This is a genomic window from Arthrobacter sp. IK3, assembly GCF_051337705.1.
In the GTDB taxonomy this organism is placed as follows: domain Bacteria; phylum Actinomycetota; class Actinomycetes; order Actinomycetales; family Micrococcaceae; genus Arthrobacter_B; species Arthrobacter_B koreensis.
Window position 1 is genome coordinate 119418 of record NZ_JBPPSW010000004.1, and the last position, 25948, is coordinate 145365.

A 25948-nucleotide genomic window follows, 5' to 3' on the forward strand; every position below is an offset into this window, starting at 1 on the left:
CCGCTCCGTGCTTGCTGGCTAATGTACTAGCGGCTGCACTTCACTGCGCCGTAGGACGCGGTGTAGTCGACCTTTTCAGCCTTGCCCTTACCGAGGAACTTGTAGTGGGCGCTCACTTCCCCGGCGGCAACGGACAGCTGGCGGGACTTGATGACCGCCGTCGTCGTTTGTCCCGGCTCCAGCTTCATGACCTTCGCATTACCGAGCGGGGACTTCAGGTCGATGTCCGCGCGGCGGTCGCCGTTATTGGTGAGGGTCACGGTGATCTCTGCCTTGAAGGCGTTGCATTTGCTGGCAGCGCTGACCGGGTTCACAACCTTTTCCGGAACAACTACCGGCAGGACTTCGGCACGTTCGCCAAGGCCCGCAGTGCCGGAGAGGTCACCGGTGGCGTTGTGCAGGTGCAGGAACAGTGCCGAGGCTTCGGTGGTGTCCTGGCTGCGGTTGACGGTGAGCTTTCCTCCGTCGACGTCGGCGAACAGGGCATCCGGCGAGGCGCCGGAGAACCACAGGGCCGGGTCGGCGGCGTCAAACGGAATGTACTCCGTCGAATCCACGGGCACGGTCTGCCCCGCGTCATTGACGTTGTACAGGCTCCAGGTAACTACCTTGTACTGCAGCGGCAGCGAAGCGGCGTTCGGATCCAGGCCAAGGGCGGCAACGCTGACCGGCAGGGTCACGGCGTTGCTGTCAAAGGTGTTCGTGTCCGTGTTGCCGAGCAGGCCGTTGGCACCGGTCTGGTCCACCAGCGTGCGCGTTCCGTCCGGGTTCAGGCGGAAGGTGTTTACCAGGACCAGGTCCAGGTCATCCGCGCGTCCGGTGGCAACTAGGTAGTCCGCCGTGCCGTCCATGTTGGTGTCGATCTCGACGTTGACCTCATTATGTCCGCCCAGGATGGGCCAGTTGTCCCACGTGCTGAGACCGAAGTTGAGGACTCCGTCCAGGGCGTCGCCGCCGTCAGCCTTCACCGCCGGAACAGTGGTGGATGCACCGACTGCTGCGAGGTCCATCGAGTTCATGGATTCAAGGGCCAGATCATCGCGCTTGTCACTCTGGGCACCCAGCACCAGCGGTGAAACCAGGGACTGGTAGGTTGAGCCGTCGCCGCCCTGCAGCAGGTCGCGGCCCGTGAGGGTCACGTCCGCCGCCAGCGCCTCGGCATCAGCAAAGCTGATCTCCGAGCCGGCGGTCATGTCCGACGTCGGCTTGGGGGCCGAGTAGACGGGCACGCGCAGGGTGGGGATGCCGGCGCTGGCCAGCTGGACGCGTCCGGAGACATCGGCCAGGTACTGGCGCTGAAGGCCCAGCTGCTCTACCTCCGCGGCCGGATCGATCGTCTTGGCCAGGGCCGTGGGATCGGCGATCGCCAGGGTCACATCTACGGTCGCTTTGGCATTGGCGCCAACGCTCACGGCCGGTGCCGTGGTGATTTCCACACCAGGCATGGTCGATGCCGGCAGGTAGCTGACATCAAAGGTGCGCGGACGGTCGGATTTGTTCTGGACCGTGACCTTGCGGGTGACGCTCAGGGCATCCGCCCCGAGCTCCAGGACGCCGAAGTTAACGCTGGTGAGCGTCTGGTCCTCGGAGTCGTAGGCCATGACCTTGGAGTTCACGGCATCCAGGACATCCACGCGTCCGGAACCAACCCGGTTGGGACCGTGCACGGCACCGTTGGCGGCCAGCACGTCATGGGTTGCCGTGTTCATGATGGTGTTCTTGACCTCATACGGGGTGTAGTCCGTCGCGGCGTAGAGCAGGGCGGCAAGGCCGGCAACGTGCGGCGTAGCCATGGAGGTACCGCTGCTCACCGAGGCGCCGTTGCCGGAACCAACGTTTGCCGAACCGATCGAGGAACCGGGGGCAGCGACGTCGGGCTTCACCACACCGTTGGAGCCGTGCAGGCCACGGGAGGAGAAGGAGCTAACCGTGTCCAAGGCGTTCGACGGCCCTGCGGCTGCACCCATGTAGGCCGGGTCCAGCTGAAGGGTCAGGGTACCGGCCACGGCTGCGGGACGCAGGCGGTCCGAGGCCTCGCGGTTGAGCTGGATGCCGGGCAGGGTGGCGTTGCCCCCGATGCCGGCGTCGAAGACGTCACGCGGGGAGTCCAGGACGACGCCGGTGGCACCGGCCGCCTGGGCGTTGTTGAACCGGACGCCGGAACCACAGGGGAACGCTCCCGTTTCGTCTTCCCACTGGATCCAGACCCATTTGTCCGTCAGGGATCCGGCCGGGAAGGCGTTGCAGCCAAACGCGTTGGTGGCGGGCGCCGCCACCACGTCTCCGGTGAGCCGCTCGGAAGTGACAGCGGGGTCGGAGTAGTTGAAGTTCACGGAGTACTGACCGGCGGCCGAGCCTTGCAGCTCCTCCGGGGCCAGGACCTCTGCGCGGTCCAGGGAGATCTGCGAACCGATGGAACTCGCCACGGTCAGTGACGACTTGGCGTTGCCGGGGGAGCCGCCAACGTTGTAGACGTCGCCGGCGTTGCCGGAAGCGACCACCGAGAGGATGCCCTGTTCGGTCAGCTTGTCCACGATGTCATTTTCGGGATCATCAACGGGCGCGTAGTCCGAACCCAGGGACATGTTCACAACCTGCGCGCGGTCGGAGAAGTCACCGTCACCGTTCGGGTCAAGGACATAGTCCAGTGCCTGGCCCACAACTTCGGAGGATCCGGTGCAGCCGAAGACGCGGATGCTGACCAGCTGTGCTTCCGGAGCGGAACCCGGGCCGATCCGCATGTCATTGACGGTTTCGGCAGTCAGCGAGGAGTAATCACCCTTGAAGGTGCTGCCGTCCGCGTTGGTTCCGTAACCGGCGGCGGTGCCGGCCACGTGGGTTCCGTGACCCTGGCAGTCCATCGGGTTGAGGTCCGGCTTGGGGATCGGCTGGTAGTTCGGGGCGGACGGATCCGCGTTGTAGTCGTCGCCCACCAGGTCGTAGCCGCCAATGAACTTGGTGGCGTCGATCAGGCCGCTGTCGGCTGCGGGGATGACCGGGGATGCCTGGGCGGCTTCGTATGCCTCGATGGTTCCGGGGCCGCCGAAGTCACTGTGCGTATAGTCGATGCCGGTATCCAGGACGGCGATGGTGATTCCGTCGCCGGTCTGCTGGCGTTCAACCCAGGTGTTGAGTGCCCGGGTATCAATGTCCGCGCCCTTGTTGTCGATCGTCTTGGGGACGATCCGGGTGATCTTCGCGACGTCGTCGCGCTCGGCGAGGGCCTTGATGGCCTCGGCATCGCCTACGATACCCACGCCGGGGAGGCTGTTGGTGGTGGTGTAGAGGGTGGCGGCATCCGCTTCCGCGGCCACGGACTCGGCCTGCGATTCGATGGCCGAGCGGATCTGCTGCACGCGGGGCGCGTCTACTACCGGTTCCCGTTTGCCTTCCTTGACGGCGTCCGGCTGTGTCTGGCCGAAGGCGCCCTCACCGGTGAACTGAACGTAGACAGAGACCTCACCGTCAACGCCGCGCAGGCTCGGGGATACCTTCTGCTCCGCGAATTTCTGGACCCCGAATCCCTGGGCAGCGTTGTCGGTGCCGGCGGGTTCGGTGGCCTGGGCCGGTAGGCCAAGGCCTGCCGTGAGTGCGAGCCCGGCAATTGCGGCAGTAGCCACAGCGCCCGGCCTGTGATGAATGGACCGTCTCATTTTGCTCCTTGAACATTCCGCCGCGCGTTACCGGAAGAATGCAGTCGAAGACCTAGAGACTAGGAAACCTTGACCAAAACCTACCGGCTGCTGACACACGTGACAGCTTTCCTTTTGTGCCCCCAACCCCCGTTCGGGGTGTCAGCATGCACCTTCGGCCCCCAAATGCCTGCAGCCGTAGGCACACCCTATGGGAGGAAAAGCCCAGTTCAAAGGTTTGCGGAAACACGCTGAATTACGGTCCCGGGGTATTGACACGCTCACCCGGTGCTGTTTGGAAAGTGGCGGGAGTTAATCCCTAAAACGTGTGTTTCCTGAGGCAGCAAAAGAGCGGCCTTTCCCCGTATGACCGGAGGAAAGGTCGCTCTTTCGCGTGTTCCGGGGAACGCCGAACTGCGCCCTAGAGGGCCGGGCCGCTGGCCGCGCCGCCCTGCCACAGGGCGTCGAACGGGGTGTTGGAGGAAACCCGGTTACGGATGCCTTCGGTGACGAAGGCCTTGGCCGTGCGGGCAGCTTCGAGCGGGCTCGCGCCCTTGGCCAGTTCGGCGGTGATGGCAGCGGCCAGGGTGCAGCCGGCACCGCTGACGGCTACGTCGCCCACCTTCGGGGCGCGGAGGACTTCCATGGTTTCACCGTCGTAGAAAACGTCGACGGCGTCCTCGCCTTCCAGCCGCACGCCGCCCTTGGCGAGCACTACCGCCCCGGAGGCTTCGTAGATGCGCCTGGCTGCTTCCTTCAGGTCTTCCACGGACTCGATCGCATCCATGCCGGCAAGGGACATGGATTCGAAGTGGTTCGGGGTGACAAAGGTGGCCAGCGGAAGGATCTGTGCCTTCAGCGCCTGGTCGGTGTCCAGGGCGGCGCCGGGTTCCTGGCCCTTGCAGATCAGCACCGGGTCCAGCACGATGTTCGTCCAGTCCTGGCTCTGCAGTGCCTTGGCCACGGTGTCGATGGTGGCCGGGGTGCCGAGCATGCCGATCTTCACGGTGCCCAGGTCATAGGCCGTCTGGATGGCTTCCAGCTGGTCCGCAATGACCTGCGGGTCAACCGGAACAAAGCGGTGGTTCCAGTTGTCCTTCGGATCGAAGGACACGATGCAGGTCAGGGCCGTGATGCCGTAGGTTCCCAGTTCCTGGAAGGTCTTGAGGTCGGCCTGGGCGCCCGCCCCGCCGGTGGCTTCGGAGCCGGCGATCGTGAGCGTGACGGGAGGATGTGTTGTTGAAGACATGGCTCCATCTTCCACCCAATCCGGCGTGGCCCGCCACCCGGTTTCGCTGCCAGCTGCCGGGCTAGTAGCGCACGTCCATCAGGCGCCACACGGCAAGCCGCCCGACGGCGGAGGAGACACCGATTGCCAGGGCCATCAGCAGGGGGACGCCAACCGAACCGGCAAGAAATCCAATGACCACCCAGGCCAGCACCGTGGGGACCAGGAAGAAGGCGAGTACGTGCAGCCACTGGTTGGGTACGCCGCGCAGCAGCAGGCCCAGGGCCAGGCCCACCGGGGCAGCCGTCACCAGGCCGATGCCGGCGGCGTAGAAGGCGGCGATGACGATGATCCAGAGGTAGCCCCAGAAATCCCGCGAGGTTCCCCAGCCGATGGCGACGGTGGCGATGGCGGCAACCAGCAGGCAGGCGATCGCGTAACCGGTCACGAAGGCGGTGGGGCCGAACGTTACGCGCGGGGCGAGCATTAGCGGGGCGCCCGCGCCCGAAGGCGAGGTGGCGGCACCGGCCGGGAAGACGGCGTCGTCATCCGCTTTTTCAGTCATGTGATCGCGCTCCTCGCAGCAGCTTCACCACATCTTCCACGATATTGCGCACCACGGGTAGGCGCGAGAGGATGACCAGCTTGGCCACGAGCGGAGCCGTATTCGTGACGAGGCGGCGGGAGCGGGCCTGGCCCGGCGAGGAGTCGTAGACCCAGAACAGGGTCACGCCCATCTGGACCAGCCACAGCAGTTCAGGCAGGTCATCGCGAACCGCCAGCGGCGGCTGCGGCCTGGCGGCCTGCACCGCCTGGCGGTAGACCGCGATCGATTTGCCGCGGCCTACCTGCTCCGCATCCGCCGGGAGGGAGGATGTCCGTGTGCCCGGGGGCACGGGCAGGGCAGCCGTCTTCAGGAACTGGTGGCCCAGGGAGTGGTACGGAGCCAAGACATCAAGGTTCGCCTGCAGGATGACCCGGAGGTGCTCGCCGAGGTTGTGGCCTTCGCGCAGCTGCGGCAGGGCAGCAGAGCGGTGCTCGTTCTGCAGCGACCGGTACAGCTCAGCAACGATCGCGTCCTTGGAGGAGAAGTAGTAGTACGCATTGCCCACGGAGACACCGGCCTCCGCCGCAATGCCGCGCATGGTGGTCCGTTCAAAGCCGAGGGTGCGGAACTGGCTCGTGGCGGCTTCAACCAGCCTCCGCCGGGTGGCTTCACTCTTCGACCCCGCGGCCATTGGTCCCCTGTTCCAAGTTGTCTACCGCGCTATTAGAGCACATTTTTGAACGCGTTCAAAAATGTGACGCCGCGGAAAACGTGGCAGAATTGACGCTGGTCCTCCACGGGCCGCCCGGGACAGCGGGCAAGTGCTAATACAGCCGGGCGGGAGCCCAGGCGAACCACTACACCGAAACGGGAAAGCCATGTCTTCACCAACCCCGGCCGCTGCCACCCAGGCACGCCAGGCCCCCAGCTACGCCTCCCGGGGCAGCTCGCATTTCGACCTGATCCTCACCCTCATGTGCGTGGTGATCATCATTTCCAACATCGGGGCATCCAAGGGCGTGGTGCTGGGCCCGGTCTTCGGAGACTTCAGCATCATTACCGACGGCGGCTTCTTCCTCTTCCCGCTGGCGTACATCCTGGGAGATGTCATCAGTGAGGTCTACGGTTTCAAGGCCGCCCGCCGTGCCATCTACATGGGCTTTTCCATGGCAGCCTTCGCGGTGCTGTCCTTCGCCGTGATCATCGCGCTTCCCGGCTTCGATGACGCCTACGGAGTGGAGAAGCAGGCCGCACTGGAAGCGGCGCTGGGACCGGTATGGCAGATCGTCGCGGCATCGCTGCTGGGTTTCCTGGCCGGGCAGCTGCTCAACGCCATGGTGCTCACCCGGATGAAGGCGCGGTTCAAGGAGCGCGCGCTGGTGGGCCGGCTGATGGCCTCAACCGGCGTGGGCGAATTCGCGGACACCCTGATCTTCTGTGCCATCGCCGCGCCGGTCATCGGCATTACCGATGGCGGGCAGTTCGTGAACTACGTGATCTTCGGATTCCTCTACAAGACGGCCGTCGAGTTCCTGTTCGTTCCGGTCACCTCAGCGGTGATCAAGGCGATCAAGAAGCGCGAGCCTTCCTACGGGCCGCGGGAAACCGAAGCGGCATAAGGCGCCGGGCCGCTTCCCCGGCGGGCCGCTTCTCCGGCACGCCGGCACTCTCCGTGCCGGCGGTATCTCCGGCGGGCCGGCACCCTCCGGCCTGCGGGCACTTAGCTGTAGTACTTGCCCAGGACCTCGTCCTTGAAGTCGAAGAAGGTGCCGTCTTCAAGCGCCAGGCGGGCGTCGTCGACCAGTTTCACCGTGAAGCGCTCATTGTGGATTGAGATCAGCGTGTGGCTGACCATCTCATTGGCCTTGAACAGGTGCTGGATGTAGGCACGAGAATAGTTGGCGCAGGCGTAGCAGTCGCAGCCCTCCACCAGCGGGCCGAAGTCCCGCTTGAACTTGGCGTTGGAGAGGTTCTTGCGCCCGTACGGGGTGTAGAACGCGGAGTTGCGGGCCACACGGGTGGGGGAGACGCAGTCGAAGGTGTCCGCGCCGTTCTCGATGGCGGTGAAAATGTCGTCCGGTTCGGAGATGCCCAGCAGGTGCCGCGGCCTGTCCTCGGGGAGTTCCTCGGTGCACCAGCGGACGATCGTGCCCAGGTTTTCCTTCTCCAGGGCGCCGCCGATGCCAAACCCGTCGAAGCCCATGGCTCCCAGGTCGCGGGATGCCTTGCGGCGCAGGTCTTCATACTGGGCGCCCTGCAGCACCCCGAAGAGCGCCTGGTAGGGCCGGTGCGAACGTTCCTCGGTGAGCCTGCGGTGCTCCACGAGGCACCGCTCCGCCCAGAGCCGGGTCCGTTCAAGCGAACGCTCCTGGTAAGCACGGGAGTTCAGCAGGGTGGTGAGCTCATCGAAGGCGAACATGATGTCCGCCCCCAGCTGGTGCTGCACCTGCATGGAGATTTCCGGCGTGAAGCGGTGCTTGTCCCCGTTGAGGTGCGACTTGAACCAGACTCCGTCGTCGTCAATGTGGGCCAGGCGCTCCTTGCCGGGTGCGACGTCGTCGTCCGCCCCGGTGGCGTGCGAGGTGCCGTCCGCGTTCATGTTGATGACCTTCTTGAACCCCGCGCCCAGGCTCATGACCTGGAATCCGCCAGAATCGGTGAAAGTGGGGCCGGGCCAGTTCATGAATTTGCCCAACCCGCCGGCCTCGTCAAGGATGTCCGCTCCGGGCTGCAGGTACAGGTGGTACGCGTTGGCCAGTACGGCCTGGGCCCCGAGCTGGGCTACCGACTCAGGCAGCACGGCCTTGACCGTGGCCTTGGTACCGACGGCGATGAACGCGGGAGTCTGGATCTCGCCGTGCGGGGTGCTGATGACACCGGTACGGCCTTGGAACTCACCGCCGTTCTCCTTGACGCGGGAAGCAGAGTCGGGAGTGGTTTCGCGCAGGCGCTTACCAAGGGCAAAGGAAAAACCGGAGCTGGACACCCCTCCATTTTGCCCTACATCCAGCGGGCTCCTTCCGGCGCCGGCAGCAGTGCCCCGTCCCGGCGCCCCGCGGGAGGGAACCGAGAGAGCCGGCACACATAACTCCGGCAGCCGGAGGCGCCGGGCGTATGGTGAGAAAGGCGGACTCTCCGGCACGTGAAGCGCTCCCGCCGACCGTGAACGCATGAAAGGCCACTGAGCTCCCCTTGAACCACCTGCGCGAAATGCTCGCCCTTGCTCCTGCCCAAAATGACCACCGCGTGGCGATCCGCTGCGGCGTCGGCATCGGTGTTCCGCTCGCCGTACTGCTGGCTATCGGCAGGATCGACCTGGCGATCTTCGTGGCCTTCGGTGCCTTCACCAGCATCTACGGACGCAACGAACCGCACCGCCAGCGGCTTGGGCACCAGGCGCGTGCGGGAGCCCTGATGTTCATGGTGATCCTGGCCGGTGCACTTTCCTCACGCCTTGGACTGGATGCCTGGGGAATCGTCCTCGGAACCACGCTAGTAGCCGGGCTGGGAACCGTGGCCACCGGATACTGGCGGCTTCGTCCAGCCGGGTCCCTTTTCCACATCTTCGCCTACGCGGCCATCGCCTCCGTTCCTGCTCATCCTCCCCTGTGGCAGGGCATGCTGGCAGCGGGAACCACCATTGTGTTCGCCATCCTCCTCGGGCTTTCCGGAATGCTGACCGCCAGGTACCGGACACCTTGGGACAAGACCCTGCGGCCGCGCTTCAGCGTGGACAAGCAGAAAGCGATCTGGGCTGACGGAGGCCTGTACGCTGTTGCGGCTGCCGCTGCCGGAACCGTGGCCACCACGCTCGGAATCGGGCACAACTACTGGGCCATGGTTGCCGCCACCGTTCCGCTGGTGGGAGCAACTTTCCGCCACCGCATCCAGCGCGGTGTTTACCGGATCCTGGGAACGTTTGGCGGACTCGCAGTCACAGCGGTGATCCTCTTTGCGGGCCTGCAGGCCTGGCAGCTTGTCCTGGTCATCGCACTGCTGCAGTGCGGTGCTGAACTCTTCATTGCCCGGAACTATGCGCTGGCCCAGGTTGTCATCACGCCGCTGGCCCTGCTCAGCACGGAGCTCGCCCACGCGAGCAATCCCGCCACACTGATCCAGGACCGGGCAGTCGAGACGGTCATCGGAGCCGTGGTGGGCATGGCACTCGTGCTGCTCCTGCAGCTCCGGGCCACGGACAGGAAGGGCCGGAACGCGGCCTAGAGGTCCATGTTCAGCCCGCGGACGGCGCTGAGTTCGGTGCGGATGCGGCGCTGGAGTTCGGCGTCGGAATAGGTGAGGGACCCGCCGTGGGCGCGCAGGTACAGCAGCGTGTTCAGGCGCAGGATCCGCCAGTCCCGTTCGCTGAGCTCGTCTCCCGCCTCGGCGGCGCGCTGGACCTCACGGTCATAGAGGTTCGGTTCGTTCAGCTGGCGCTGCAGCAGCTCGGCGGAAAGCTTGGCCTTGAGCGGATCCGACTCGGCGTCGTCGCCCGCCCGGACTGCCTGGGCAAACGCCGCCGAAGCCTCGATGTCTCCGGACTCATGGGTGATCTGCGCGGCCAGCGCCAGCGCTCCCTGGATCCAGTTCCAGCGGCCGTAATTGCCGTCGAAGCCCAACCCGGTGATCAGGGAACAGACAGCCAGGGCGTTCTCCGAGTCCCCCAGATCCACGTAGAGCGTGTGGGCGAGGTCGCGAACATCCTGGAGGTTGCTTCCTGCCTTGACATTCAGGCCCCGGCTGAGCCGGGTCACGAGCTCCTTGACCGCGCGGTCCTCCGGGTGGGCGGCTTCGGCCGCAGCCAGGACGGCAGCGTACGTCTCTTCCTCCGTGGGGATGCTGCGCACTGCCTCGGCAGCGTTTGTCTCCGGTGCCGGAGCGGCCACCCGCACGGCGGCACCGTAGGCAATCCGCAGGGTTTCGCCGTCCTCCAGGTCGGCGATGACCAGGGCGGGATTCCCCAGGTCGTCCTCCTCGATGTGCACGGCAGCCAGGGGTGCCAGGGTCTTCTCGTCCAGGACCACTTTCTGGCCCGGCACAAGCAGCTCGGCATTGACCCGGAAGGCATACTTATCCGGCACACTCATAGACATGGCTTTTCCTTAGCGCTCGAACCTCGGCCCCAGTTTACAAACGTAGGTTAGCGCCTACCGGCCCCAGCCCGCTGATGCCAGCGCCTGGCGGAGCAGATCGCCGCGGCCGCCGGAGAATTCGGAATAGATGGCAGGGCTGAGGGCTTCTTCGGGCGTGAGCCAGGACAGTTCCAGTGCGTCCTGCCGCGGATCACACTCGCCCGTCACCGGAATCAGGTAGGCCAGCGCGACGGCGTGCTGGCGCTCGTCAGTGAGGCCGGTCTGCGACGGCGACGGGAAGTACTCCGCGACGGCGAACGGCGCGAGGCTGGGCGGCAGCTGCGGCAGCGCCATGGGCCCGAGGTCCTTCTCGAGGTGGCGCAGCAGGGCGGCACGGATGGTCTCGCGGTACATCACCCTGCCGGAAACGAAGGTCCGCACCATCTTGCCCTCGGGAGTTGCCTGCAGCAGCAGGCCCACCTCGGTGACGTACCCCAGCGGGTCACACCGCACCGGAACGGCTTCCACGTAGACCATGGGAAGACGCTGCCGTGCTTCATGCAGGTCCTCTTCCGAAAGCCAGCCGGGATACGGGTCAGGAGTGCGAACGTTCATAGCAGTGTTCTACCCCAAAGCCGGACGCCTAGTCATACGGCGCGCTCCGCTTCGGCCAAGGGCTGAACTGCATCCGGCTCTATCAGGGCGCCCGGCGGAAGCCTACGATTGGGCGCATGGAGACCGAGCTTTCGGAGCTGCTGCTCCCGGACGCGGACGCCTGGCGGGCCTGGCTGGACGAGCACCATCTGCGCTCCGCCGGGGTCTGGCTGGTGATCGGAAAGCAGGGCGGAAGCACGACGGCGCTGACCCGGCAGTCTGCCCTGGATGAGGCCCTCTGCTTCGGCTGGATTGACGGCCAGGCGGCACGGCGGGATGAGGAAACCTACCTGCAGCGCTACACCCGGCGCGGCCCGCGGAGTGCCTGGTCGCTGCGCAACGTGGGGCACATCGCCCGGCTCGAAGCCGCCGGGCGGCTGCACCCCTCCGGGCGGGACGCCGTGGAGTCAGCCAAGGCCGACGGCCGCTGGGATGCGGCATACGCCGGCCCGGCGACGGCTGAGGTGCCGCAGGACCTGCTGGACGCGATTGCCGCCAACGGGAGTGCCCAGGCGATGTTCAATGTGCTCAGTTCGCAGAACCGCTTCGCCCTGGCCTACCGGCTGGGGCAGGTCAAGACGGCGGCAGCCCGGGAGCGGAACATCGCCCGCTTCGTGGACATGCTCAGCCGCCGTGAGACCTTCTATCCGCAGAAGCGGTTCCCAGAATAGGAGTCCACCATGTGCCGGCTTTTCGGAATGCACGCAGGTCCCGGCCCAGTCCATGCCACGTTCTGGCTGCTCACCGCTCCTGAGAGCCTCGCCGAGCAAAGCCGCCGGATGGCGGACGGTTTCGGGATCGGCGTGTTCGATCCCGGGGGCAAACCCGTGCTGGACAAGGCGCCCGTGGCGGCCTACGAGGACCGCGCCTACGCCTCTGCGGCCCGGACCTTGGAGGGCACCACGTTCGTGGCGCACGTGCGGTACGCCAGTACCGGCGGGAACACCCTGGTGAACACCCATCCGTTCCTGCAGGATGACCGGATGCTGGCCCACAACGGGGTGGTGAAGGATCTGGACGTGCTCGATGACCGGCTGCGTTCCCTGGAAGTCCTGGACCTGGTCCGGGGCGAGACGGACAGTGAGCGGGTCTTTGCCCTCATCACGGGCATTGCCCGGGAAAACGGCGGGGACCTGGGCGATGCCCTCACCCAGGCTGTCACCTGGATCGCCGAGAACCTGAGGCTCTACGCCGTGAACCTCGTCATCACTACTGAATCCGAGCTGTGGGCGGTGCGGTACCCGGACACGCACCCGCTGTACGTCCTGCAGGAGGGCTCGGAGGATCCGCACCGCGGCAAGAACTCGGCCCGGATCAGTGTGAAGAGTGACGAGATGGAGCAGAACAAGATCCCCGCGGTGCTGGTCGCGACCGAGCGGATGGACGAGAACCCGAACTGGCGCATGATGGACTCGGGCGAGATCCTCCGGGTGGACCGGAACCTGAACACGGAACGGTCCTTTCCGCTTCCACAGCATCCCCAGCACCTGCTGACCCTCGCGGACCTGGATCCGCATACGGCGGCGTCGCAGCATCCGCTCAAGGCCGCTGGTACCTAGGACGCGCGGCTCAGCCTTCCTGCGGACCGGCCTCCAGCCGCACTACGCGCAGGGCCGCCTCCAGCACCATCCACGCCTGGAGCTGGGTTGAAAGCTCGACGCCGCTGCCCGGGGGATACCCCTCATCTGCGGTGCTGCGGGGGTCGGACGGGAACACCGCCAGGTTGTTCCGGACCGCACGGCCTTTCCATAGCCGGTCCGCCAGTTCGGTGACCAGTGCTCCCGCCGTCCGGCGGGACCCGGAGTCCAGGGTGGGGGCCGCAGCTGCCTCGGCCAGGTAGCGGCACAGGATCCCGGTGAACAGCCCGCCGTCGCCGCTGCCGTGCGTGCGCAGCAGCGGCCCGGTGCCGCCGTCGTTCACCAGGTGCAGGGAAGTTGCGCGGATTAGCTCTGCGGCCCGCCGCAGGTTCGGCTCGCCGCCCAGTTCGAGCAGCGCTCCCAGCACCGGCCCCTGGTTGTACGTGAAGTGCGCCCGCTCGAGCACCGTGCCGTCGCCTTTCCTGCGCACGCCGTCGAAGTAGAGCCCGGTTTCGGGGTCTAGCAGCTGAGCATTGAGCCAGTCCACGAGGTCCTGGGCCCGGTCCCGTTCTCCGGTGCGCGCGAAGTACAGGGCTGCGGGGGCAGTAGCGGGGGTGTTCTTGAAGTTCCGTGCCCGGTTCCACCAGAGTCCGCCGCCGAGGTCCGCGGTATGGCCCGCACGCAGGGCCCGTCCCAGTGAGTCACGCAGGCCCTGGTGCCGGGCCTTGTTGCCGCGCGGCGGGCCGGGCAGGGTGTCCAGGCGCAGGGCGGCCAGGGCGAGCCATGCCATGTCGTCGAAGTACGAATTCGTGAACTTTCCTCCGTTGCGGATCCGGATGGTTCGGATCACCTGTTCGGCCAGCACGATCGGATCCTGCCCGGCTACCGGTGCCCGGCTACGCAGGCCCGTGTCCACGAGTACGTCCACGTAGTGTGCCTGCCACCAGTAGTGCCACGGCCCAATGCCGCGGGGCAGCGGCTGGGGTGCGCGGACAGCGCCCAGGTGAGTACCCGGCAAACCCAGGAACGTGCCGCCGAAAGCGGCCGTTACCGAATGGGCTGCGGTGTCCGAACGCAGTTCGGCATGGCGGACTGTCTGTGCTTCGGGCATGCGACCCACCATAGTCCGGGGCAACCGCAGCGTCACCGTTCCCGCGCGGCGGAACCGGGCTCCGAAGGGATGCGGTGTGCCCTCAGTCACAGTAGGCTCGTGGGACCGCACGCGCCCCGGCGCACCCCAAACAGTCCTGACCCAGGAGGAACCACATGCAGCTATCCGGTGCTTCGGCCATTGTCACGGGAGCAGCTTCCGGGCTCGGGCGGGCCACGGCCCGCCGGCTCATCGACGCCGGAGCGGAAGTGGTCCTGGTTGACCTGCCGTCCTCCGGCGGCCTCGCCTACGCCGGTGAACTCGGGGACAACGCCCATTTCGTGCCGGGAGACGTGACCGATCCGGAGCAGATGCAGGGCGCGGTGGAAGCGGCCATGGCCGCGGCCCCGCTGCGGGTAGCCGTGAACTGCGCCGGGATCGGCACCCCGGGCAAGGTCCTGGGTCGCAGCGGGGTCCTGCCGCTGGAGGACTTCAACCGGGTCATCCAGGTCAACCTGGTGGGCACCTTCAACGTGACCAGGCTCGCCGCGGCGGCGATGGCGGAAACCGAGCCGGTGACTGACGACGGCGGAACTTCCGAGCGCGGTGTCATCGTCAACACGGCCTCGGTAGCGGCCTTTGACGGGCAGATCGGGCAGCCTGCCTACTCTGCTTCGAAGGGCGGAGTGGCAGCGATGACCCTTCCACTGGCGCGGGAACTGGCCCGTCACCTGATCCGCGTGGTGACGATCGCTCCCGGAATCTTCGAGACGCCGATGGTGGCCGGACTGCCGCAGGACGCCCAGGATTCGCTCGCCGCGCAGATCCCACACCCCTCCCGGCTCGGCCGGCCGGACGAGTACGCCTCGCTGGTGGGTCACATTATTGGAAATCCGATGCTGAACGGAGAAACCATCCGGCTTGACGGAGCGATTCGGATGGGACCGAAATAAGGCGTGCCGATGCTCCCCGACGCCGACTTTTTCAACTTCGAACAACTGCTCAATCCCGAGGAACAAGCCAAACTCGCTGAACTGCGATCCTTCCTGGCTGCCGAAGTGCTTCCGTACGCCGGCGGCTGGTGGGACGACGCGCGGTTCCCGGTGGAACTGCTCCCCGGGCTGGCGTCGCTCGGCCTGTCCACGCCGGTGCAGCGCGGCTACAGCCCGCTGTTCGCCGGCTTGGTCATTGCCGAGATGACCCGGGCGGATACGTCCATTGCTACGTTCTTCATGGTGCACCATGACCTGTTCGTGGAGGGACTGCATGCCTTCGGATCCGAAGAGCAGAAAGAAAGGCTCCTGGCTGATGCGCAGTCGTTGAAGATCACCGGCGCGTTCGCCCTCACCGAGCCGGACCACGGATCCGACGTCGCGGGCGGAATGGCCACTACGGCCGTGCGCGACGGCGACACGTGGGTCCTGAACGGAACCAAGCGCTGGATCGGCAACGGCACCTTCTGCGACTGGATGCTGTTCTGGGCCCGCGAACCGGAAACGGGTAAGGTCAGGGGTTTCCTGCTGGATGCCTCGCTGCCCGGGATCAAACGCACCCGGATCGAGAACAAGACTGCGCTGCGGACCGTGCAGAACGCGGACATTGAACTGACGGATGTTCGCGTTCCGGAAGCGGACCGGCTCGCCGGGATCGAAAGCTTCGACGATACCAAGCACCTGCTGCGCGGTTCCCGGATCATGGTCGGCTGGCAGGCCGTGGGCCAGCAGCTGGCCGCGTTCGACGTCGCCCGCGCCTACGCCGTCGAACGCCGCCAGTTCGGGCGCCCGCTGGCTTCCTTCCAGCTGGTGCAGCAGCAGCTGGTCCGGATGCAGGGCAACGTTGTGGCATCCACGGGGATGCTTGCGCGCGTCAGTGATCTGGAACAGGGCGGATACGGCGCGGTATCGGACGACGGCGCGGCCCGCGGAGACATGGCCCGGGCGGCGCTGGCGAAGTCCTACGCCAGCGCGCTGATGAGGGAAACCGTTTCCCTGGGGCGGAGCTTGCTGGGCGGCAACGGCATTGTCACCGACTACCGGATGGCGAAGATCTTCGCCGATGCCGAAGCGATCTACACGTACGAGGGAACGTATGAGATCAATTCGCTCATTGCCGGGCGGGAGATCACCGGGGTTTCGGCGCTGCGCTGAGCGGCTAGAGCGTCCACTTGTCCCTGTACTCAAGCAGGTTCAGCCGAACGCCCACCTGGAAGATTGTCAAGTCCAGCAGATCCCAGCGCAGGAGCGTGAGTTTGGCTGAGCCGGTGAGCCCGAGTGCCAGGAAGATGCTGGCTTCGATTTCGGCCTCTGTTGGCGGAATGCCTGTCACACCGAGTTTTGCTGCGTACCCCGATCTGGCCGAGAGAGTGATGTCCGGCCCGGCGAAGCTGTAGATACGGCTCTGGTAGGAAACCTGGGGCCCGGCCGCCACCTCCCCCTCGAAGGAGAAGGCAGTGGCGCCGGCCACCTGACGGGGTTTGGGCAGGACATAGGTTGTGGGCGTGTCCTCCTTGATGCGCTTCATGCCCTTCGCACTGCTGTAAACGAAACCGAAAGTGTCTGCCCGTTCGATCCCGAGCGCCGGTATATCTGCCTCCGCCCTGAGCGTGCCGTTAATGACCATGGCGAAGTTCAGCCGGTTGGTGATCGCAACTGGAATTGGTCCGGCCATAAACGTGGTGGTGGGGAGGGCAACCTCGGCGACTTTGAGATTAACGTTCCAGCGGCTTTCGACCTGCAACCAGGCTTGGACGGAGGCAGAGGCTTTCAGCTTCGAGTTGAACTCGATGCGGAACTCCTCGATGCTCACCCCCCGTGGAATGACTTTCCATTTGAAACTCAGCTTCGTCTTCAGCACAAAAGCAAAACCAAGGTTCAGTTCTCCGCCGCCGCGTACAGCTACGCCGCCCTCATCGCCGCGCTGCTTCTCGGACCAGGCCTCGAACTCCCAGGGTTCAAGTTTTTTGCCCGCAGTCCTGATCTTTGGGACACCGTTTTCAACGACGGCGGCCACACTGGCGTCTACCTTCGTCGTCCAGTCGGCGGAGAGCGAGGCACCCGGTCCTTTTAGCTGCCCTCCGCAGCTGCCATCCCCCGGCGCGTGGGCGACGGGAGCCCGCCATTCGCCGTCGTCGCCAATGTCCTCACCCAGTGGCTCCTGGCCATCGGTCCCCGGCAACCGGCACGCGGTCTTGAAGTCTGCGGGATCCGGCACATTGAATTCATCGCTGCTCAGTTCAAGGTCAACATCCTCGCCGGCCGCGATTTGAGCGTACGTCCCCGGTACCGGCGAATGGGTGTTGCCGTTCTCGTCCAGCACCTGCACATCGGACACCGGCATCTCCGGGCCGGGCGTTCCATCCTCGCCCACGGGGGTGTAACTGCCGCTGATTACCTCCAAAGGATCCGTCGTCTGGGCGATCAGGTCCTGGACCGCAACGTCATCCCCTTCGCCATAGTCTTCCGTCTCATCGATGTCTACCTGGAGGAAAAGCTCCTCAAGGGGAACCTCTACGGTGGAGACCTCCCAGGACCCGCTCACGAGGTCCATGGAGGACATCCGGCCCAGGAAGCCGGATGGAGCCGAGGGCAACGGGGCGCTGACAATGATGTCTCCCGGCTCAAGCTCCGGGCGTTCCGTGAACCGCAGGCTGAACTCGTCCAGCACTTCGAATTCGAGCTCGGTTGTCTCCAGATGGAACACCTGCGCTTCGGGAGAAACCACGGTGTCCCCCTCTTCGGCGACATCGAGGGTCAGCCGGACGCGGTCAGAGGCGCGGGCGGTTCCGGGATCGGAACGGTCAAATACAGTCGCCACGTAGTCGAAATCGCCGTCTTCGGGGGCCAGGGCCCGGAAGCTCCAGGTGAGTTCATCCCCGGCGGGATTGAGCTCTGCCAGGCCGATGAAACCCACGTCCGGGGAACTGATGGCTATCCGGTCCACGGAGTTGCCGCCGGTGGATACTGTGCCTTCAAGCGTGAAGTATCCCGTTTCGGTGAGGTCCAGGCTCTGCCGGTCCGCGGGGGAGGTAATGGTGATGGCGGCTGGGTCAGATGCATTGTGGGGGACCGGATCGCCGAGGAAGCTGCCCAGCGGCTGGAGGGATACAGTGGCGCTGCCGCGCCGGATTGAAAGCTGCGTCCCACCCGTGTCCACCGGCACCAGGGCCAGCTGCGGCTGTGCTCCTGCGGCCCGGTCTACGGCGACGCCGGTAGACCGGCCGCGGACTTCCGGACCCCAGGCGAGCGTGGTGGTATCCCCTCCGGACACGTTTGATGCCTGGACGAGTGCCAGCGCATAGGCACTGTCATGGTCATCCGACAGCCGGACCTCCTGTGGGGCGGTCCCGGCGGAAACGTCCAGTCTGGTTGCAGGCCGGTGCTCCGTGTTGACTACGTAGCTGCCGAGGTGGTTCGCCCCCGACGTGTCTTCCGCAGCTTCGGCGACCCAGCCGGTTACGGTAGCCCGCAGTGTTCCGGTGTTTCCGCTCCGGCCCAGGCCGACGGTCACTCCTCCCTGATCCTCGGCGTCCACGATGGTGGCGACAATGGATCTCCCTGTCGGAAGGGCCATCCGTTGGCCGTCTCCGAGGACGACGTCGTCCGCTTCCGCGAGCGTCACGTCCAGCACGACATGGACGCTCCGCGCCAGGGTTGCGGAGACCCCGCCCTCTCCGGTGAGGCCGATCCATAGGGGTACGGACGTCAGGGCGCTGCCGGCAAGTCCGGTTGCGGTGTCAGCCTGGACCACCGGTTCCGGCAAGGCAATGGTGGCACCGCCGGAGACCTGGTCACCGTGGAAGTAGGCGAGCGGCTCGACGCGGATGTCTGCTTCGGCGTCGGTCCACAGCTCCACTGAACCGGCCGCCATCGGCAGGAGAACGGTAGTGGACGTGGTGATTCCCTGCTGCGCGTGGAGTACAGCCGTATCGGCTGTGGTGTAAACCGTTTGGCTGGTGCCGGGCTCGAACACTGTCAGGCGGATCAGGGCAGCGCCCTGCCCTTCAGCGGCGGACCCGAGGAAGACCTCCCCGGAGGCATCAGCGGACAGACGGGAACCAATCCCGACGCCGCTGTCCACCGCAGGCAGGCTGGCGGGAACAGGGGTGAAACCCGGTTCCGGAGCAGCCCGGACAGCGCTAAGGTTCTCGATCGCGTCACCGGACACCGCTGCGGCGGGCGGCGGAACCGCGGCCATGGCCAGGGTGACGGCGAGCACTGAAGCGACGCTCATCCGGACCGCGCCGGCGAAGCGCCCGCCGAGAAGACCCCGTACTGCCGCTGCGAAGGGGCGGCTGTTCATCGGGTTTCCCCCTGCTGTTCAGCCCTGCCTGCGGCAAGGCTGCGGGGTGCCTGAGCCGCCCGCAGCCGCCGCTGCCTGAGAACCAGTACGGTGCCCGCGACGGCGGACAGGACGCCCCCGGCGAGGATCCCGACCAGCAGCGGTCCTGCCGCGCCGGTTGTTCCCAGCGATTTTGGAGAGGTCACGCTCGTCGAAGAGTGGTTTTCCTGGATGTTGGTATGTGCGCCGGGAAGATTGCTGGGTTGCCTGTCAGGACCACCGCCGGGTGACGGCGTCGGAGATGGGGAGGGGCCCGGCGGGATGTTTCCGGCGGCCATGTCGTTCCAGGTGATCCATCCGTCGAACGTCCGGGCCGGATCGAAGGGCACATTACGGAGCCGGTGTTCTTCGAGGATGATGCCGTTGGCATCGGCAAATGTAATTGCGACGTCGGCCGAGAATCGCCCAGCTGGAGAAAACCGCAGCTCAAGCCCGCCGGGGGGCACCGCAGTGGATCCCGTGACGCCGAAGACTGTGGAGGAGAACGCCAGGGGCACCCAGCTGCTGTCGGCACGCCAGGAAATGGAGACGACGCCGCTACGTGCAGCTTGGGACTCCACATCAACCCACAACTGTACGGCGCCCTCGGGGGCGTAGAGGGTTTCAGGGGTGTCGAGTCCGGCCCGGTCGGCCGATGCCGGAGCGGCTCCAAGCCACGCTGCCGCCAGAAGCAGGTTGAGGCTCAGGAATGTCCGGAAGATGCGGCCCCAGCTGCCGCGGCGATCTGCATTCACACAGGCACGCTAGCACCCAAAATTGGATTCAGTTCAACTTTGGACTTAAGTTACTTTTCGGTGTTCCAACCCGGGGATCCGGTTTTCAGTAGTAGCAATTCGGGAGATGACCGTGCTCGTTTCAGCCCATTGGTCAGGGGAGAGGTCAGTGCCATCGATAGGGATAGGACCTAACGGTCTGCGCGGGGGTCCTCCTTCCCGCCGCGCAGACCGCCTTTTGCAGGGCAGGTTTCCTACGGGTTTTTATCCAACGTAGGGCTGTTCTACCGCCCGCTGGCCAGCGGATTGACCAGCCTGCCGGAGAACTGCAGACCGCCGGACGGATCGGAGATGTCCAGCATCTGCTGGTTGTTGCGCAGCTGAAGGCGGTTCAGGCAGGAACGCGCAAAATCCGCGGCGAAGAGGTCATGTTTGGCGAAATCTTCGGCGAATTCGGGATGCTCCGCCTGGTAGTCGCGGATCACGCCGGCCACGGAGTCCCAGAACTCCCCCTGCGGCAGCTGCCCGTCCTCGTGGAGAACGGCGGCCAGGAACCGGAAGAAGCAGTCGACGACGTCGGTGAAGATCGACAGCACCTGTTCCTCGACCGGGACATCCACTCGGACGCGTGAAACCTCCTCCGGCAGGTCCACCTTGTCCGCCATCACAATGATCTCCTCACCAATGTCCTTCATCAGGGCCCGGACCGGCACGCCGTCCTTCAGGACGAGGATGAGGTTCTCTCCATGCGGCATAAAAGCCAGCCGGTAGGCATAGAAGCAATGCAGTACCGGAACCAGGTAGGCCCGCAGGTACTGCTGGAGCCAGGCCCGCGCCGGCAGCCCGGAGCGCTGGATGAGCGCCGAAACGAACGGACTGCCGGCCGGGTCTCTGTGCAGCAGCGACGCCATGGTGGCCAGCTGCTCACCTGACCCCAGCCGGTCCATCGGGCTTTCCCGCCACAGCGCTGCCAGCATTTTCCGGTACGGGGAACCCTTGGGGGCAGCGGCGTCGTAATACCGGTTGGTATAACCCATGGCGGCCGTTTCCCGCAGGATTTCGAAACCGGTGCCGGCCAGTTCCGGGTCTGCCCGGACCAGCCCGTCCAGCCACTCGTTGATGGCCGGTGTGGCCACCATGTACTCGGCAGAAAGGCCGCGCATAAAGCCCATGTTCACCACTGACAGCGCCGTTTTGACGTAGCAACGCCCAGGCGTGCTGCGGTTGAAGAACGTCCGGATGGACTGCTGCGCCTGGTACACATCCTCCGAGGGGCCCAGATGCACAATGTGCTGCTGGGCAACCTCCGCGGCGAAGGTGACGCTCAGCTTGTTCTCCCATTGCCAGGGGTGGACCGGCATGAGCAGGTAGTCGCCGGGGTCCAGGTCCCGGACCTGGAGCGCGGCATTGAATCCCGACTGCACGCCCGGATCGAGTTCAGTCGCCAGGAACGCTGAGTAATCCAGGCCGGAAACCGCGGTGAACCGGGCCCGGTCCTTTCGAACGGCAATCCAGTGCAGCCGGACACCCGAACCGGTTTCGGGTGCGTAGGACAGGTAGTCCTGGAGCCCGAATCCCAGCCGCCCGTTGTTCGCCACGAAACACGGGTGTCCTTCGGTCATGGACGCTTCGATGGCCTGGAAGTCCGCGGCCGGATCCGCGCCGCCGGTTACGCCCGCCGCCAGGATTTCCGAGCTGTGGAAGGAGCCGCTGTGCTTGTAGGCGTGGGATGCCAAGGTGCTGGAGATTTCCTCCAGGTAGACCGGCAGCATTGCTTCGCTAATCCCCAGCGTGCCCGCGAACTCGGTGATGAAAACGAGCGCATCCAGGGGTGTGCCGCTCCCGTTAACGGAACGGAGGATGCTCGCCGGTCGAATGCTCCAATGGTCCAGCTCCAGGAGTTGCGCCTCGAAGGTGTAGGTCGCTGCGCCGTCGTCGGATATGAGGCGGAAACTGTCCGGACCCGCGGCCTGGGGCTGGAGAATCTGTTCGTGTGAGAACTCGGCGAGTGCCTTGCAGACGACGTGCCGGTTGGCCGCCGCCCAGCGTTCGGGCGTGAGGTGCCCGGTGCTCCGGTAAGGGCCGGTGTTCCGGTTCGGGGTCAGGTCCCGGTTCGACGTTCCGGGTTCGACGGCGGTGCTCATGGGGTTGCTCCTTGGAAAGTCGTGGGGGCGCTCGCGGCTGCGGCCTTGAACTGCTGCCGGGTGCAGAAAGAAAGCAGGGCGGTTTTGTCCGGCAGCTCTATGCGGCCGTGGGGCTGGAACCCCATGCGTTCGTTGAGGACGTGGATCTTGGTATTGCGGACGTCCGGTTCCACCACTACCCGCTGCGTCTGCGGGCTGGCGAAGAGGAACAGCATCACCGCCCGGAAAGCGGCCGCGGTGAAGCCGTGCTGGGGGAAGTCCGGCGGGCCCATCAGCAAGTGCATGCCGCGGTCGCCGGGTTGGACCGGGTACAGGCCAGCCAGCGGGGAGTGATCCGGAGCGTAACTTTCCATGAGGAACGCCGGGGTGGGGCCCAGTAGGCCCAGCCACGCCTCGTGGTGCGGGTTCGCATCGATTCCTGAGTACTCGCTGCGGACTTCATCCACCGTTGCGGTGCCCATGCCCCAGAAGCGTGCATAATCACGGCTCATCCAGCTGTGCAGGAGGGGTGCGTCGGCTGCCGGGTCAACCGGACGGAACTCGAATTTCATGCCACCGCTCCTTTCGCGGTTGCCGGCGCGCCGTGCGCAGTTCCCGTTCCGGCGCGCGCCAGCACCGTGCTCCCGGCGGTCCTGCTGCCGGCAATTCCGGCTCCGGTGGCCGCCGCTCCAGTGGCCCCCGCTCCATCGCGCGCCGGCCCGTGCACCGTTCCGCCCGCGGGACATTCCAAGCCTGCGAGCCCGAATTCCTGGAACGTGATGCTGGTTTCCACCGGGTAGTACTCCCAGCCGAGGATTTCGCGCAGGATTGTCGAGTTCCGGTAGGCGGCCATGCCCAGGTCCGGGGAAGTGAATCCGTGGGTGTGCAGCTCGGCGTTCTGCACAAAGATTTCCCCGGGTTCCACGCCGATCCCGTAGTTCCGGTCCACATCGAACCGTCCCCGGTTGTCGCGGCGGATGCGGCTGCCGATTCCCTGCAGGAATGCGGGTTCGTGGTAGGAGTACCCGGTGGCCAGCACTACGGCGCCGGTCTTCAGCTCACCGCTGGTTCCCTGTTCCGGGTGGGCCAGTTCCAGGCGGTGCTCTCCGGCGGCGTGGTCGTAGCTGCTGCCGGTGACTTCGACGCCCGTGAGCAGCCGGACCGGCAGTGGTCCTGACAGGCTGCGGGCGTAGAGGGCGTCGTAAATCTCATTAATCAGCGCGGCGTCGATGCCCTTGTACAGGTTCTTCTGCGACCCGATGAGCCTGTCCCGGGTAGCGCCGGGCAGCGCATGGAAATAATCCACGTAGTCAGGGGACGTCATTTCAAGGGTGAGCTTCGTGTATTCGAGCGGGAAGAACCGGCCCGAACGCGTTACCCAGTTCAGCTCGTAGCTGTCCGGTCCGCAGTCCTGGAGCAGGTCCAGGAAGACTTCCGCGGCGCTCTGCCCGCTTCCGACCACGGTGATGCTTCGGTGCTCCTGAATTGCGGCCTTGGACTGCAGATAGTCGCTGTTGTGGACGGCGGTCCCTCCGCCGGAAAGGATTCCGGCGCACGACGTCGGAATCTCGGGCCGGGTGCCGGTGCCCAGGACCAGCCGGCGGGCCGCATGAACCTGCGTGCCGCCGTCGTGCCTTGTGCGCACCAGGTACCTGCCGCCGTCGTGCGTGGTCTGTTCATGGCGGATGTCCGTGACCTCGTGACCGAACCGGACGCTGGGCAGCTGCTCCGCCACCCACTGGCAGTAGGCGTTGAATTCCGCCCGCAGCGGATAGAAGTCCTCACGGATGTAAAAGCGGTAGAGCCTGCCCGTGGCCTTGAGGAAATTCAGGAACGAGTAACGGGAGGTGGGGTCCGCCAGCGATACCAGGTCCGCCATGAACGGGACCTGCAGGTGTGCGGTGTCCAGCATCATTCCGGGGTGCCAGTCGAACCCGGGGCGCGAGTCAAAGAACACAGCGTCCAGTTCTGCAATGGGTTCCGTGAGTGCCGCCAGACCGAGGTTGAAGGGCCCGACGCCGATGCCGATGACGTCGTGGACGGTTAGGCCGGTCTCTGGCTGGCCGGGGACTGTGCCGGGTTCTGCGCCGGGCTCTGCGCCGGTTCCGGGCGTGGGCCGGTGCTCGGGACGGCGGTTCATGCTGCTGCTCCTGCCGGGGTCTCGGTTCTCGCTCCGGCTGCATTCGGTCCTGCCTGACCGGATAGCCATTGGGCGGCGTAGGAGCGGATCAATTCGAGGATCCGTTCAATGTCCGCCAGGGTTGCCGTGGGGTTGAGGAGGGTGAACTTCAGGTAGGCCCTCCCGTCCACAGTGGTGGCGGCAATGACGGCATTCCCGGAGGCGGCGAGTGCTGAGCGGATCCACCGGTTCAGCGTGTCGCTGGTGTCCTCGTCCAGGTGCCGCGGACGGAAGCGGAACACCACGGTGCTTAGCTGGACGCGGGCGGCCACCTCGAAGTCCGGATCTGCCTCGAGCAGGCGTCCGGTCTCCCGGGCCAGGTCAATCGCTGAATCGAGCATCGCGCCAATGCCGTCGGCACCCGTGACGCGCAGGGTGAGCCAGAGCTTCAGTGCGTCAAAGCGGCGGGTGGTCTGGATGCTGTGGTCCACCTGGTTTGGGATCTGCGGGTCCGCAGCGTCCTCTGGGTTGAGGTAGTCCGAGTAGTGCAGGATGTGGCGCAGCTCGGCGGCGTCGCGGACCAGGACGGCGCTCGAGGACACCGGCTGGAAGAACGTCTTGTGGTAATCCACCGTGACGGAATCCGCGGCACCGATGCCGGACAGGCGGCTGCGGTACTTCAGGGACGTCAGCAGTCCGCCGCCGTATGCTGCGTCGACGTGGAGCCAGGAGCCGAACTCCGAGCTCAGCGTCGCGCATTCGAGCAACGGGTCAATGCTGCCGAAATCCGTGGTGCCCGCGGTGGCCACGATTGCCATGGGGACCTCGCCGCGGCCGCGGGATTCTGCCAGGGCGTTCCGCAGCGCGTCGGGCTTAAGCCGGCGGTCGGCGTCGCACTCAACCAGATGGACGGCGTCCTCTCCCAGGCCCAGCAGTGCCGCGGATTTCCGGATGCTGAAATGGCTGACTTCGGAGGCGAAAATGCGCAGCCGGCCCAGCAGTTCCGGAAGCCGTTCGCTGCGGCCTTGGGTGGTGCTGGCCCCGGCACTGCCCTGTCCGGCATTGTCCTGTCTGGCGCCGTGCCGCAGGAGCGCATCCCGCCGGAGCGCAGCCACTGCGCGGTTGCGGGCGATGAGCAGCGCCTGGAGGTTTGAGGTGGTGCCTCCACTGGTGAAGACGCCGCTGGCTGCAGAGCCCAGTCCCAGGCGGTCTGCTGTCCAGCGCAGCAGGCGCCGCTCGATGAGCGTGGCCCCGGCACTCTGGTCCCAGGTGTCCATGGAGGAGTTCACGGCGCTGAGGATGGTTTCGCCTACCAGCGCGGGAATCGCCACCGGGCAGTTCAGGTGCGCGGCATAGGCGGGATGGTGGAAGTAGACGGCGTCCCGCAGGTAGATCGGCTGGAGTTCCTCCAGGGCTGCCCCGGTAGTGCCCAGCGGCTGGTCCAGGTCTACGGCGTCGATGGCGGGGGCCAGGTTGCGGGGGTGCATGCCCGTGAACGGCCGGTTGGCTGAGGCGATGGAACGGCTTACGGCCGACATGCCCAGCAGGTTCTCTGACAGGTACTGTCCGGTGGATGTGCCGGTCAGCAGTGCGTCAGCCGGATGTTCGCCTGCCTGCCGGTGGTCTGCCGAGTCATGCTCCGGCTTCTGCAAAGTGCTCACTGCGTTCTCCTGGAAGGTCTCAAGACGGTAACGGAGGTAAGCCTGTCCTTACTTGGGTCATTACGTCAAACTTTTATGTCTTAATTCGCCCTGATCGGGGTAAAGTCTCTCCGGAGGTGCAAAATGGCGCGCGACGAGCGCGCACGCAGGACTGGTGTCCGCTTGTGCAATCGGCTATCAGTAGGCTTAGTATCGATG

The 25948-nt window shown here is 65.7% G+C and carries 20 protein-coding genes; 6 read left to right on the top strand and 14 right to left on the bottom strand.

Going from position 1 to position 25948, the window contains the following annotated elements; genetic code table 11:
- Positions 1–26: 26 nt before the first annotated feature.
- The 4 genes from ACSLGO_RS07025 to ACSLGO_RS07040 form a co-directional block, all read right to left on the bottom strand.
- A complete protein-coding gene (locus ACSLGO_RS07025) occupies positions 27–3620 on the bottom strand; it encodes a S8 family serine peptidase (protein WP_436400735.1) in 3594 nt (1197 codons plus the stop codon).
- 433 nt (positions 3621–4053) lie between these two features.
- Positions 4054–4881, bottom strand: a complete 828-nt coding sequence (gene thiD / locus ACSLGO_RS07030; protein WP_436400737.1) for a bifunctional hydroxymethylpyrimidine kinase/phosphomethylpyrimidine kinase — start codon at positions 4879–4881, stop codon at positions 4054–4056.
- 61 nt (positions 4882–4942) lie between these two features.
- The gene (locus tag ACSLGO_RS07035; protein ID WP_263128146.1) at positions 4943–5425 is read right to left on the bottom strand and encodes a hypothetical protein; all 483 of its coding nucleotides are present in this window, start codon (positions 5423–5425) and stop codon (positions 4943–4945) included.
- Positions 5418–6098 carry a TetR/AcrR family transcriptional regulator gene (locus ACSLGO_RS07040; RefSeq protein WP_152275059.1) on the bottom strand — a complete coding sequence of 227 codons (681 nt, stop codon included), beginning with the start codon at positions 6096–6098 and terminating at the stop codon, positions 5418–5420. Before ACSLGO_RS07040 ends, ACSLGO_RS07035 begins: the two co-directional genes overlap by 8 nt.
- A 187-nt stretch (positions 6099–6285) precedes the next feature.
- On the opposite strand from ACSLGO_RS07040, the gene ACSLGO_RS07045 reads away from it, so the two are divergent.
- Positions 6286–7026, top strand: coding sequence for a queuosine precursor transporter (locus ACSLGO_RS07045; protein WP_091608335.1), 741 nt, complete (start codon positions 6286–6288; stop codon positions 7024–7026).
- A 101-nt stretch (positions 7027–7127) separates the two neighbouring features.
- Here the strand turns inward: ACSLGO_RS07045 and tgt are convergent, their stop codons facing one another.
- Complete coding sequence (gene tgt / locus ACSLGO_RS07050) at positions 7128–8393, bottom strand: tRNA guanosine(34) transglycosylase Tgt (protein ID WP_436400739.1); 1266 nt, start codon at positions 8391–8393, stop codon at positions 7128–7130.
- A gap of 206 nt (positions 8394–8599) precedes the next feature.
- Here tgt and ACSLGO_RS07055 point away from each other — a divergent pair, with 206 nt between their 5' ends.
- Positions 8600–9628, top strand: a complete 1029-nt coding sequence (locus tag ACSLGO_RS07055; protein ID WP_325786721.1) for an FUSC family protein — start codon at positions 8600–8602, stop codon at positions 9626–9628.
- On the opposite strand, the gene ACSLGO_RS07060 is transcribed toward ACSLGO_RS07055, so the two are convergent.
- Entirely contained in the window at positions 9625–10497 is an 873-nt protein-coding gene (locus ACSLGO_RS07060) for a DUF6707 family protein (protein WP_325786720.1), read from the bottom strand. The two genes, ACSLGO_RS07055 and ACSLGO_RS07060, sit on opposite strands and share 4 nt — an antisense overlap.
- Before the next feature lie 54 nt (positions 10498–10551).
- Positions 10552–11091 carry an NUDIX hydrolase family protein gene (locus tag ACSLGO_RS07065; protein ID WP_055239793.1) on the bottom strand — a complete coding sequence of 180 codons (540 nt, stop codon included), beginning with the start codon at positions 11089–11091 and terminating at the stop codon, positions 10552–10554.
- A 116-nt stretch (positions 11092–11207) separates the two neighbouring features.
- Here ACSLGO_RS07065 and ACSLGO_RS07070 point away from each other — a divergent pair, with 116 nt between their 5' ends.
- Together ACSLGO_RS07070 and ACSLGO_RS07075 are read left to right on the top strand one after the other, a co-directional pair.
- Positions 11208–11801, top strand: coding sequence for a YdeI/OmpD-associated family protein (locus ACSLGO_RS07070; RefSeq protein ID WP_325786719.1), 594 nt, complete (start codon positions 11208–11210; stop codon positions 11799–11801).
- A gap of 9 nt (positions 11802–11810) precedes the next feature.
- Positions 11811–12689: a class II glutamine amidotransferase gene (locus ACSLGO_RS07075; RefSeq protein ID WP_386887812.1), complete on the top strand. Its 879-nt coding sequence runs from the start codon at positions 11811–11813 to the stop codon at positions 12687–12689.
- 10 nt (positions 12690–12699) lie between these two features.
- On the opposite strand, the gene ACSLGO_RS07080 is transcribed toward ACSLGO_RS07075, so the two are convergent.
- Entirely contained in the window at positions 12700–13818 is a 1119-nt protein-coding gene (locus tag ACSLGO_RS07080) for a glycoside hydrolase family 76 protein (RefSeq protein ID WP_377956145.1), read from the bottom strand.
- A 155-nt stretch (positions 13819–13973) separates the two neighbouring features.
- On the opposite strand from ACSLGO_RS07080, the gene ACSLGO_RS07085 reads away from it, so the two are divergent.
- Positions 13974–14750, top strand: a complete 777-nt coding sequence (locus ACSLGO_RS07085) for an SDR family NAD(P)-dependent oxidoreductase (RefSeq protein ID WP_091608322.1) — start codon at positions 13974–13976, stop codon at positions 14748–14750.
- Positions 14751–14759: 9 nt separating this feature from the next.
- The gene (locus ACSLGO_RS07090; RefSeq protein ID WP_436400742.1) at positions 14760–15944 is read left to right on the top strand and encodes an acyl-CoA dehydrogenase family protein; all 1185 of its coding nucleotides are present in this window, start codon (positions 14760–14762) and stop codon (positions 15942–15944) included.
- A 4-nt stretch (positions 15945–15948) separates the two neighbouring features.
- Here ACSLGO_RS07090 and ACSLGO_RS07095 read toward each other — a convergent pair whose 3' ends face one another.
- From ACSLGO_RS07095 to ACSLGO_RS07120, 6 genes are all read right to left on the bottom strand, one after another.
- Complete coding sequence (locus ACSLGO_RS07095) at positions 15949–19095, bottom strand: hypothetical protein (RefSeq protein ID WP_436400744.1); 3147 nt, start codon at positions 19093–19095, stop codon at positions 15949–15951.
- Positions 19092–19868, bottom strand: coding sequence for a hypothetical protein (locus ACSLGO_RS07100; protein WP_436400745.1), 777 nt, complete (start codon positions 19866–19868; stop codon positions 19092–19094). The genes ACSLGO_RS07095 and ACSLGO_RS07100 overlap by 4 nt, the downstream gene beginning before the upstream one ends.
- Positions 19869–20131: 263 nt before the next feature.
- Positions 20132–21991, bottom strand: a complete 1860-nt coding sequence (locus ACSLGO_RS07105) for an IucA/IucC family protein (RefSeq protein WP_436400747.1) — start codon at positions 21989–21991, stop codon at positions 20132–20134.
- Positions 21988–22542 (bottom strand): GNAT family N-acetyltransferase, encoded by a 555-nt coding sequence (locus ACSLGO_RS07110; protein ID WP_386917857.1) that lies wholly within the window; start codon positions 22540–22542, stop codon positions 21988–21990. Before ACSLGO_RS07110 ends, ACSLGO_RS07105 begins: the two co-directional genes overlap by 4 nt.
- Complete coding sequence (locus ACSLGO_RS07115; protein WP_436400749.1) at positions 22539–24110, bottom strand: lysine N(6)-hydroxylase/L-ornithine N(5)-oxygenase family protein; 1572 nt, start codon at positions 24108–24110, stop codon at positions 22539–22541. The genes ACSLGO_RS07110 and ACSLGO_RS07115 overlap by 4 nt, the downstream gene beginning before the upstream one ends.
- Positions 24107–25750 carry a pyridoxal phosphate-dependent decarboxylase family protein gene (locus ACSLGO_RS07120; protein ID WP_436400750.1) on the bottom strand — a complete coding sequence of 548 codons (1644 nt, stop codon included), beginning with the start codon at positions 25748–25750 and terminating at the stop codon, positions 24107–24109. Before ACSLGO_RS07120 ends, ACSLGO_RS07115 begins: the two co-directional genes overlap by 4 nt.
- Between the last annotated feature and the right edge of the window lie 198 nt (positions 25751–25948).

Excerpts from the sequence above, each read along its gene's own strand:
- ACSLGO_RS07045 (WP_091608335.1), top strand. The coding sequence starts at position 6,286 with ATGTCTTCACCAACCCCGGCCGCTGCCACCCAGGCACGCCAGGCCCCC.
- ACSLGO_RS07070 (WP_325786719.1), top strand. The coding sequence starts at position 11,208 with ATGGAGACCGAGCTTTCGGAGCTGCTGCTCCCGGACGCGGACGCCTGG.
- ACSLGO_RS07105 (WP_436400747.1), bottom strand. The coding sequence starts at position 21,991 with ATGAGCACCGCCGTCGAACCCGGAACGTCGAACCGGGACCTGACCCCG.
- ACSLGO_RS07035 (WP_263128146.1), bottom strand. The coding sequence starts at position 5,425 with ATGACTGAAAAAGCGGATGACGACGCCGTCTTCCCGGCCGGTGCCGCC.
- ACSLGO_RS07095 (WP_436400744.1), bottom strand. The coding sequence starts at position 19,095 with ATGAACAGCCGCCCCTTCGCAGCGGCAGTACGGGGTCTTCTCGGCGGG.
- ACSLGO_RS07060 (WP_325786720.1), bottom strand. The coding sequence starts at position 10,497 with ATGTCTATGAGTGTGCCGGATAAGTATGCCTTCCGGGTCAATGCCGAG.
- ACSLGO_RS07080 (WP_377956145.1), bottom strand. The coding sequence starts at position 13,818 with ATGCCCGAAGCACAGACAGTCCGCCATGCCGAACTGCGTTCGGACACC.
- ACSLGO_RS07065 (WP_055239793.1), bottom strand. The coding sequence starts at position 11,091 with ATGAACGTTCGCACTCCTGACCCGTATCCCGGCTGGCTTTCGGAAGAG.
- ACSLGO_RS07075 (WP_386887812.1), top strand. The coding sequence starts at position 11,811 with ATGTGCCGGCTTTTCGGAATGCACGCAGGTCCCGGCCCAGTCCATGCC.
- ACSLGO_RS07090 (WP_436400742.1), top strand. The coding sequence starts at position 14,760 with ATGCTCCCCGACGCCGACTTTTTCAACTTCGAACAACTGCTCAATCCC.
- ACSLGO_RS07040 (WP_152275059.1), bottom strand. The coding sequence starts at position 6,098 with ATGGCCGCGGGGTCGAAGAGTGAAGCCACCCGGCGGAGGCTGGTTGAA.
- ACSLGO_RS07085 (WP_091608322.1), top strand. The coding sequence starts at position 13,974 with ATGCAGCTATCCGGTGCTTCGGCCATTGTCACGGGAGCAGCTTCCGGG.
- ACSLGO_RS07110 (WP_386917857.1), bottom strand. The coding sequence starts at position 22,542 with ATGAAATTCGAGTTCCGTCCGGTTGACCCGGCAGCCGACGCACCCCTC.
- thiD (WP_436400737.1), bottom strand. The coding sequence starts at position 4,881 with ATGTCTTCAACAACACATCCTCCCGTCACGCTCACGATCGCCGGCTCC.
- ACSLGO_RS07115 (WP_436400749.1), bottom strand. The coding sequence starts at position 24,110 with ATGAACCGCCGTCCCGAGCACCGGCCCACGCCCGGAACCGGCGCAGAG.